10 protein-coding genes are annotated in these 8,046 nt (G+C 67.0%); 7 read left to right on the top strand and 3 right to left on the bottom strand.

Features of this window, described 5'->3' with window-relative positions:
- The 4 genes from FJ311_09940 to FJ311_09925 all read left to right on the top strand — a co-directional run.
- Positions 1 to 294 (top strand): transcriptional repressor (locus FJ311_09940; GenBank protein MBM3951762.1); only part of this gene is annotated, 294 nt, incomplete at its 5' end.
- A gap of 193 nt (positions 295 to 487) precedes the next feature.
- Positions 488 to 910: a rubrerythrin gene (locus tag FJ311_09935; protein MBM3951761.1), complete on the top strand. Its 423-nt coding sequence runs from the start codon at positions 488 to 490 to the stop codon at positions 908 to 910.
- 136 nt (positions 911 to 1,046) lie between these two features.
- Positions 1,047 to 2,390 (top strand): glycerol-3-phosphate dehydrogenase, encoded by a 1,344-nt coding sequence (locus FJ311_09930; GenBank protein MBM3951760.1) that lies wholly within the window; start codon positions 1,047 to 1,049, stop codon positions 2,388 to 2,390.
- A 13-nt stretch (positions 2,391 to 2,403) separates the two neighbouring features.
- Positions 2,404 to 2,997, top strand: coding sequence for a DUF3501 family protein (locus tag FJ311_09925; protein MBM3951759.1), 594 nt, complete (start codon positions 2,404 to 2,406; stop codon positions 2,995 to 2,997).
- Positions 2,998 to 3,003: 6 nt separating this feature from the next.
- Here FJ311_09925 and FJ311_09920 read toward each other — a convergent pair whose 3' ends face one another.
- Entirely contained in the window at positions 3,004 to 3,573 is a 570-nt protein-coding gene (locus tag FJ311_09920) for a hypothetical protein (GenBank protein MBM3951758.1), read from the bottom strand.
- Positions 3,574 to 3,804: 231 nt separating this feature from the next.
- Here FJ311_09920 and FJ311_09915 point away from each other — a divergent pair, with 231 nt between their 5' ends.
- Genes FJ311_09915 through FJ311_09905 form a run of 3 tightly spaced genes read left to right on the top strand, consistent with a single transcriptional unit; the run spans position 3,805 to position 7,021 of the window.
- Positions 3,805 to 4,791, top strand: a complete 987-nt coding sequence (locus FJ311_09915; GenBank protein ID MBM3951757.1) for a D-glycerate dehydrogenase — start codon at positions 3,805 to 3,807, stop codon at positions 4,789 to 4,791.
- A gap of 2 nt (positions 4,792 to 4,793) precedes the next feature.
- Complete coding sequence (gene pabB / locus FJ311_09910; protein ID MBM3951756.1) at positions 4,794 to 6,206, top strand: aminodeoxychorismate synthase component I; 1,413 nt, start codon at positions 4,794 to 4,796, stop codon at positions 6,204 to 6,206.
- Positions 6,203 to 7,021 carry a 2-keto-4-methylthiobutyrate aminotransferase gene (locus FJ311_09905; GenBank protein MBM3951755.1) on the top strand — a complete coding sequence of 273 codons (819 nt, stop codon included), beginning with the start codon at positions 6,203 to 6,205 and terminating at the stop codon, positions 7,019 to 7,021. Before pabB ends, FJ311_09905 begins: the two co-directional genes overlap by 4 nt.
- 6 nt (positions 7,022 to 7,027) lie before the next feature.
- Here FJ311_09905 and FJ311_09900 read toward each other — a convergent pair whose 3' ends face one another.
- Positions 7,028 to 7,501 carry a CBS domain-containing protein gene (locus FJ311_09900; protein MBM3951754.1) on the bottom strand — a complete coding sequence of 158 codons (474 nt, stop codon included), beginning with the start codon at positions 7,499 to 7,501 and terminating at the stop codon, positions 7,028 to 7,030.
- Between the two features lie 92 nt (positions 7,502 to 7,593).
- A complete protein-coding gene (locus FJ311_09895; GenBank protein MBM3951753.1) occupies positions 7,594 to 8,046 on the bottom strand; it encodes a hypothetical protein in 453 nt (150 codons plus the stop codon).

Raw genomic sequence — 8,046 nt, 5'->3', positions numbered from 1 at the left:
GAGGCCTTGCACGAGGAGGCCGAGGCGGCGGGCATCCGCGTGTCGCTCGCGACCGTCTACAACACGCTCCATCAGTTCACCGCCGTCGGATTGATGCGCGAAATCGTGGTCGACAGCCAGCGCTCCTACTTCGACACCAACGTCAGCGACCACCATCATTTCTTCCATGAAAGCACGAGCCGGCTGCAGGATATTCCGGCCGAAGACGTGCGCGTTGCCCGCCTGCCCGCGCCGCCCGCGGGCGCGCGCGTCAAGCGGATCGACGTGATCGTGCGCCTGGAAGAGAAGGAATAGGGACCGAAACGAGCCGTCAAATCAGTATATTAATTGATATATTTCATATTATTACATATTATTTTGGAATAATTTTAATCTGCTTGACAACCTCCGAGCCGCCGTCCATATAAGAAGCGTTCCGGGGCGTCCACCGCGCCGGCCGTCATTCGATCCGCCGTTCGTTCAACCCCAGGGAAAAGGAACTGTCTCCATGCCGAAAAATCTCAAGGGCACCAAGACCGAGGAAAACCTGAAAGCCGCGTTCGCCGGCGAATCGCAGGCCAACCGCCGCTACCTCTATTTCGCGCAGAAGGCCGACGTCGAAGGCTTTAACGACGTCTCGACCGTGTTCCGCTCGACCGCGGAAGGCGAGACCGGCCACGCCCACGGCCATCTCGAATTTCTCGAGGCGGTCGGCGATCCCGCCACCGGCAAGCCGATCGGCCCGACCGCCGACAACCTGCGCGCCGCGATCGCGGGCGAAACCCACGAATACACCGACATGTACCCGGGCATGGCGAAAGCCGCGCGCGAGGAAGGTTTCGACGAAATCGCCGACTGGTTCGAAACCCTGGCCAAGGCCGAGAAGTCCCACGCCGGGCGCTTCCAGAAGGCCCTCGATTCGCTGAAGTAAGTCCACTCGGCTCCGCCTTCGTGCTCCCTCGACGCGGGGACGGACGCGAAGGCGGGCCGGATTTTCCGTCACGACGCCACATTCAAGCCGGAACGGCGGGGGAGGGACCGACGCCGGCGCACGAAGGACCCATGCCATGCGCGAAGGCAGTCTCGAAGCCCCCGTCCGCCGCCCGATCCCCTGGCGCGAGGCCGATTTTTGGGACGAAGCCAAGCTCGACGCCGAAACCCGGCGCGTGTTCGACATCTGTCACGGCTGCCGGCGCTGCTTCAACCTCTGCGATTCGTTTCCACGGCTCTTCGATCTGGTCGACGCCGCGCCGAGCGAGGAATTGGATACGGTCAAATCGTCCGATTTCGCCAAGGTGGTCGAAGCCTGCACGCTCTGCGACATGTGCTTTTTGACCAAGTGCCCGTACGTTCCGCCGCACGAATTCGATCTCGATTTCCCGCACCTGATGCTGCGCCATCGCGCAGTCGCCGCGAAGAAGGGCCAAGTCCCCTTCGGCGCGCGCCAGATCACCGAAACCGACCGCAACGGCAGGATCGGCTGTTCGATCTCCGGCCTCGCCAACTGGGCGAGCCGGCGCGGCAACGCGCTCACCCGTCCGGCGATGGCCGCCGTCCTCGGCGTGCATCCGGAGGCCGATCTCCCGACGTTCGATGCGGAAACGCTGGAAGCGCAAGCGGCCAGACTCAATCTCGCGCGTAACCTCGAAGCGCCCGCCGCCAAGGCCGGGCGCAAGGCGGCCGTGTTCGCCACCTGCTTCGCCAACTACAACGCCACCGCCATCGGCCGCGCCGCGCTCGAGGTGCTGGCGAAAAACGGCGTCGAAACCGAACTCGTTTATCCCGGCTGCTGCGGGATGCCGCAATTGGAGCAAGGCGACATCGCCCGCGTCGCCGAGAAGGCCAAGTCGATCGCGGCGGCGTTCAAGCCGTGGATCGCCAAGGGCTACGACGTGGTCGCGCTCACGCCCAGTTGCGCCCTGATGCTCAAGTTCGAATGGCCCCTGATCGTGCCGGACGACGAGGGCGTCAAGACTCTCGCCAACGCCACCTTCGACGCCAGCGAATACATGGTCGACATCGCCCGCCGCCACGGGCTCGCGCCCGGCTTGAAGCCGCTCGCCGGCGAAATATTCCTGCACATCTCCTGTCATTCGCGCGCCCAGAACATGGGCCAGAAGGCGACCGAGATGCTGCGCCTGATCCCCGAGGCCAAGATCCACGTCGCCGAGCGGTGCTCCGGCCACGGCGGCTCGCTCGGGGTGATGAAGGAAACCTTCGAGGTGGCGCTGAAAGTCGGCCGCCCGGTCGCCCGCCAGGCGGCCGAACGGAAGGCCGCGTTCGTGGTCTCCGAATGCCCGCTCGCCCGCGACCACATCGTTCAGGGCGCCGAGCGGCTCGACGCGGCTTCCAAACCGGCCGCGACCGCGCGCCATCCGATCGAAATTCTCGCCCGCGCTTACGGCGACTGAAAGGACTCGTCCGATGACGCCCAACCCGCACGCCATTTCGCCCGCCGACATCATGCCGATGGCGGATTACGCCGAGGTCCGCGCCGAACGCCGCCGCCTGATGGCGCGCGCCAAGATCGACCGGCGCGTTCCGGTCGGTCCCGACGCCACGTTCTATTTCGAGAACTACGCCACCATGCTGCATCAGGTCCACGAAATGCTGTTCGTGGAAAAGGGCGGCGCGGAGCAGATTCCGGGCGAAATCGCGGCCTACGATCCGCTGGTGCCGAAGGGATCGAACCTCTCCGCCACCTTCATGATCGAGATCGAGGATCCGAACCGCCGCCTCGCCGTTCTCAAGACCCTGGGCGGGATCGAGAACACCATTTCGCTCGCCTTCGCGGGCGAGATGGTCAAGGGGGTCGCGCACGACGACGCCGAACGGACCACCGAGGACGGCAAGACCTCGTCGGTCCACTTCTTCGCGTTTCCGTTCACGAAGACGCAGATCGAAAAATTCCGCAAAGCGGGAACCGAAGTCGTACTCGCCATCCGCCATCCCAACTACGCGCACATGGCGATTCTGTCCGAAGCGACGCGAGCCGAATTGGCGAAGGACTTCGATTGATTTCGTCTAGCGTCCCGGCCTCAGACTCCGCTTCGCCTCGGTCGTTTCGTCCTTGAGCACGCCCCAGAAGTCGACGCGCCGGAGCCAGCCGTCGAAGCCGTCGACCTCGATCCGGCACCAGGCCGATCCTTCCGGGCAACTGACCAGGTTGGCGACGACGCCGGCTTCCAGGTGCGCGACGGGGCGCGCGTCGGGTTCGGGCCTGGCGGCCAAGGTGCGCGTGCCGCCGACCACGATCACCGTCCGCTTGCCGGCGAGCAGGCTCTGGTGCACCCAGCCCTGGGTTCCCTGCCAGTCGCGGATCTTGCGCCAGGTGCGGTATTCGGCGATGACCTCGACCGGCAATCCCTGACGCTGGAACACCCAGTCGATCGGATATTGCACGCCGGGGCCGGTGCGCACGTTAACCTCGCCCGCGCGCAAGGAGGCGAAACGCGGCAGCGGGAGGCCCGAGGTTTCGGGCCCGCCGCGCCCCTGTTCGGACGCCGCGCCGCCCGCCGGGTCTTCCTCCGCCGCCCGCGCCGATCCCGCGCAGGCGAAAACGACAAGAAGAGTTAATATCAGTATTCGCGTCACGGCGGACGGGTGCGCTGCGGTCATGGCGAACGCATTATAAAGGCAAGCGGGTTTTCCCCGCCATCGCGGTTGCGGAATCTTTCCGGGCCGGTGCCGTCCGAGCGCTTGCCAAGGGACCGGGGCATTGCTACGAAAAATACCTCGGCGGTTCCGGCATCGCCCCGATGGGGGCGCCAGAATAGCGAAGCGTGCGGCAAATCAGCCGCCGCGCGCTCGGGGAGAAAAGGGCCGATGCCCACCAAGAAAACCAAGGTCATCGTCACCCGCAAGCTGCCCGAGGCGATCGAAACCCGCTTGATGGAGCTGTTCAACGTCAAGCTCAACGACGCCGACCGCCCGCTGTCCAAGGCGGAGTTGATGGAGGCGGTCAAGACCGCCGACGTGCTGGTGCCGACCGTCACCGACCGCATCGACGCGGGCGTGCTCTCCCAGGCCGGGCCGCAGCTTCGCCTGATCGCCAATTACGGCACCGGCGTCGACCACATCGATCTCGCCGCCGCGCGCTCGCGCGGCATCACCGTCACCAACACCCCCGACGTGCTGACCGAGGACACCGCCGACATGACCATGGCGTTGATCCTGGCCGTGCCGCGCCGGCTCGCCGAGGGCGAGCGGATCCTGCGCGCCGGCAAGTGGCAGGGCTGGTCGCCGACCTGGATGCTCGGCCACCGCATCTGGGGCAAGCGCCTCGGCATCATCGGACTCGGGCGCATCGGCCAGGCGGTGGCGCGCCGCGCGCGCGGTTTCGGGCTCGCGATCCACTACCACAACCGGCGCCGGGTGCCGGAGGAAATCGAGAACGAACTCGAAGCGACCTACTGGGAAAGCCTCGATCAGATGCTGGCCCGGGTCGATATCATCTCGATCAACTGCCCGCATACGCCCGCGACGTTCCATCTTCTGTCGGCGCGGCGGCTCAAGCTGCTCCATCCCCACGTCTACATCGTCAACACCTCGCGCGGCGAGGTGATCGACGAAGCCGCCCTGGTGCGGGGCTTGCGCGCCAAGGAAATCGCCGGCGCCGGCCTCGACGTGTTCGAGAACGAACCGGCGGTCAACCCCAAGCTCCTGGAGATGGAAAACGTCGTGCTGCTGCCGCACATGAGCTCGGCCACCTTCGAGGGCCGTCTCGACATGGGCGAAAAGGTGCTGATCAACATCAAGACGTTCGTGGACGGCCACCGCCCGCCCGACCGCGTGCTGGCCGACCAGACGTGAGCGTGACCGCGGTTCCGGCGGCTGCCGCCGGCCCCGCTGCCCCCGTCACCGTTCCCATTCCCTATCGCGATCCCGTCGCGGCGTTCGCGCCGTTTGCCCGCGAACCCTGGGCGGCGCTGCTCGATTCGGCCGAGGAACACGCGACGCGCGGACGCTTCGCCTACATCGCCGTCGATCCGTTCGCGACCATGATCTGGCGCGTCGGCGACGCAAGCGATCCGTTCGCCTTGTTGCGCGCGAAACTGCCCTTGGACCTGGCGCCGGCGCTGCCGGGCTTGCCGCCGTTCCAGGGCGGCGCGCTCGGCCTCTTCGGCTACGAGCTCGGCGGTTGCCTCGAACGCCTGCCCCAGCCGCGCGCCGCGCCGCCCGCCTCGCCCGACCTCGCGGTCGGGCTCTACGACACCGTCGCCGCGTTCGATCTCGCCCAGCGAAGCGCGTGGGCGATCGCGCGCGACGTTCCCGGCGCGCCCGGCGGCCGCCCGCCGGCGCGGGCGCGGGCCGAGGCGCTGGCCGCGAAAATCCGCGCCGCGCAACCGTTGCCCTTGCCGGATTGGAGCGCGCGCGGAAACTGGCGGGCGGAAACCGGCCGCGCCCGCTTCGAGGCGATGGTCGCCTGTTGCGTCGATTACATCCGCGCGGGCGACATCTTTCAGGCCAACATCACGCACCGCTTTCTCGCCGACCTGCCGCCCGGGCTCGACGCGTTCACCCTTTATCGCCGTCTCTGCCGCCTGACGCCTTCGCCGTTCGCGGCCTTTTTCAACGCGCCGGGGCTGCAACTGCTGTCGGCTTCGCCCGAGCGGTTTCTCGCGCTCGACCGGTCCGGGCGGATCGAAACCCGCCCGATCAAGGGCACCCGCCCCCGCGGCGCCGACCCGGCGGAAGACGCGCGTTATGTGGCCGAACTGCGGGCGAGCGAAAAGGACCGCGCCGAAAACCTGATGATCGTCGATCTCCTGCGCAACGACCTCTCCCGGGTCGCGGCGGTCGGCACCGTGCGCGTGCCCGAACTGTTTACCCTCGAAACCTTCGCCCGGGTCCATCACCTGGTGTCGGCGGTGGAAGGGCGGCTCGCGCCCGGCTTCGGCGCGCTCGATCTGCTCGCCGCCGCGTTTCCCGGCGGCTCGGTCACCGGCGCGCCGAAAATTCGCGCGCTCGAGATCATCCACGAACTGGAACCCGCCCGGCGCGGGCCCTATTGCGGCGCGCTCGCCTGGATCGGCTTCGACGGCGCCATGGATTCCTCGATCGTCATCCGCACGCTGTGGATCGCCGACGGCCAGGTGGTGGCGCAAGCGGGCGGCGGCATCGTCGCCGACTCGATCCCGGCCGCCGAATACGAGGAAACCATGGTCAAGGCGGCGCCGTTGCTCGCCGCGCTGGCGGGCGAGTCCGCGCCCGGCGGGCGGCCATGAGGGGCAAGGTCTGGCTCAACGGCCGTTTTGACGAGCGCGCGCAAATCCGCATCGAGGAAGCCGACCGCGGCTTCACGCTCGGCGACGGCGTGTTTGAAACCCTGGCCGTGCGCGGGGGCAAAGCGCTGCGCGTCGCCCAGCATCTCGCGCGCCTGAACGAAGGCGCGCGCACGTTGCGCCTTCCGGTTCCCTACGACGATGTCGCGCTGGCCCGCGCGATTTCCGACACTATCCGCATGAACAACATCCGCGACGGCGTCGCCCGGCTCACGGTTTCGCGCGGGCCGGGCGAGCGCGGGCTGCTGCCGCCCGAAAAACCGAAACCGACGGTGGTAATCGCGGCCCACCCAGATCTTCCCCCCGAAACGTCGGTCCGCGCCGTGACCGCGCGAAAAGCACGCCGCGACGAGGGCTCGGTGCTCGCGCGCGTGAAATCCTTGAGCTACCTCGAGCAGGTGCTGGCGCGGATGGAAGCGAAAGAGCGCGGCGCCGACGAGGCCCTGCTGCTCAACACCCATGGCCGCATCGCCGACGGCACGGCGGCGAATCTGTTCCTTTTCCTCGGCAACTGGTTGGTGACGCCGTCGCTCGACGAAGGCGCGCTGCCCGGCATCGTGCGCGCGGCGGCGGTGCGGGAATTGGGCGCGGTCGAACGCCCGCTCGCGCCCGAGGACGTTTATCAAGCCGACGAGGCGATGATGGTCAACAGCCTCGGCGTGCGCGCGCTGGTCGAGCTCGACGGGCGTGCGATCGGCGACGGACAAGAGGGAGTCTGGTGCGCCAAGCTCCGCGAGCTTGCCCGCGCCGACGAATAGAAAGAGTTAGTGCGTCGAAACGCCGACGGTCGCACGCGCGTAATCGCGCAGCACGTCGGCTTCGAGTTCCGCTTCGTTCAGGCGCGACGACACCACGTCGCGGAGACTCACCATGTCCACGACCCGGGAACCCTCCATCACCGGCAGGTGGCGGATGCGGCGCTTGTCCATCAGGCGGGCGGCGTCCTTGACGGTGGTCGCGCGGGAGCAGGTGACCACGTCGCGGGTCATCAGCTCGCTCACTTTCAGGGTGCGCACGTCGTTCCGGCTCGCGGCCAGCGCCCGGATGACGTCGCGCTCGGACACGACCCCGGCGATGCGACCTTCGCCGTCGGTCACCGGCAACGCGCCGATCTTGTGACGGGCGAGCAGATCGATCACCAGCTGCACCGTGTCGTCCGGCCGGCAGGTGACGACCGGGGCGGTGCGGACCTTGAGCAGATCGGCGATGGTTTGCTGAGCCATAGGGGAAGCCTCCATGACGGCGAGGAATTTCTTATATATTTCTTCTAATATACACGTCTTTGAATACGCGGAAGGAGATTTATTTTCGTTTTAATATCAACAACATATCAAATGAAAACCATCGCTCCTGTTTTCGACGCATCGCCGATCAAGGTGGCGACGCCCGCGATTTCGGCCCGCACGTCCGCGCGCAGATCGGCCGGATCGAGCCCGCGCGCCTTGAGCCCGAGTTCGCAGACAATGAAGCGCGCGCCCAACTCGATGCACGCCGCCAGCAGCTGCTCGAAGTCGGCGAGGTTGCGCCGCTTGAAGGAATCGTCCATGGCGCCGCCGTCGCGAAAATTTTCCGAGGTCGCTTGGGACAGCGCCAATCGCCGCCACGCGGGCGCGCCCGCGGCGTCCGGCTTCATCAGCGCGCGGCAGGCGTCCATGGTGAAGAACAGCGTCGCGCGCGTGCCCAGCGCCAACGCGCCCGAAGCCAGCACCAGGGCGTAATGCACTTTGTCGTACTCGCCGGAATAGACGATCAGGGAAAGCTCGTCGGGGCGGGTCGCGGTCAT

The sequence above is a fragment of the Rhodospirillales bacterium genome (genome assembly GCA_016872535.1).
Lineage (GTDB): Bacteria > Pseudomonadota > Alphaproteobacteria > Rhodospirillales > 2-12-FULL-67-15 > 2-12-FULL-67-15.
The sequence above is the reverse complement of the archived record's forward strand: the minus strand, read 5'-3'. Positions and strand labels throughout refer to the sequence as shown.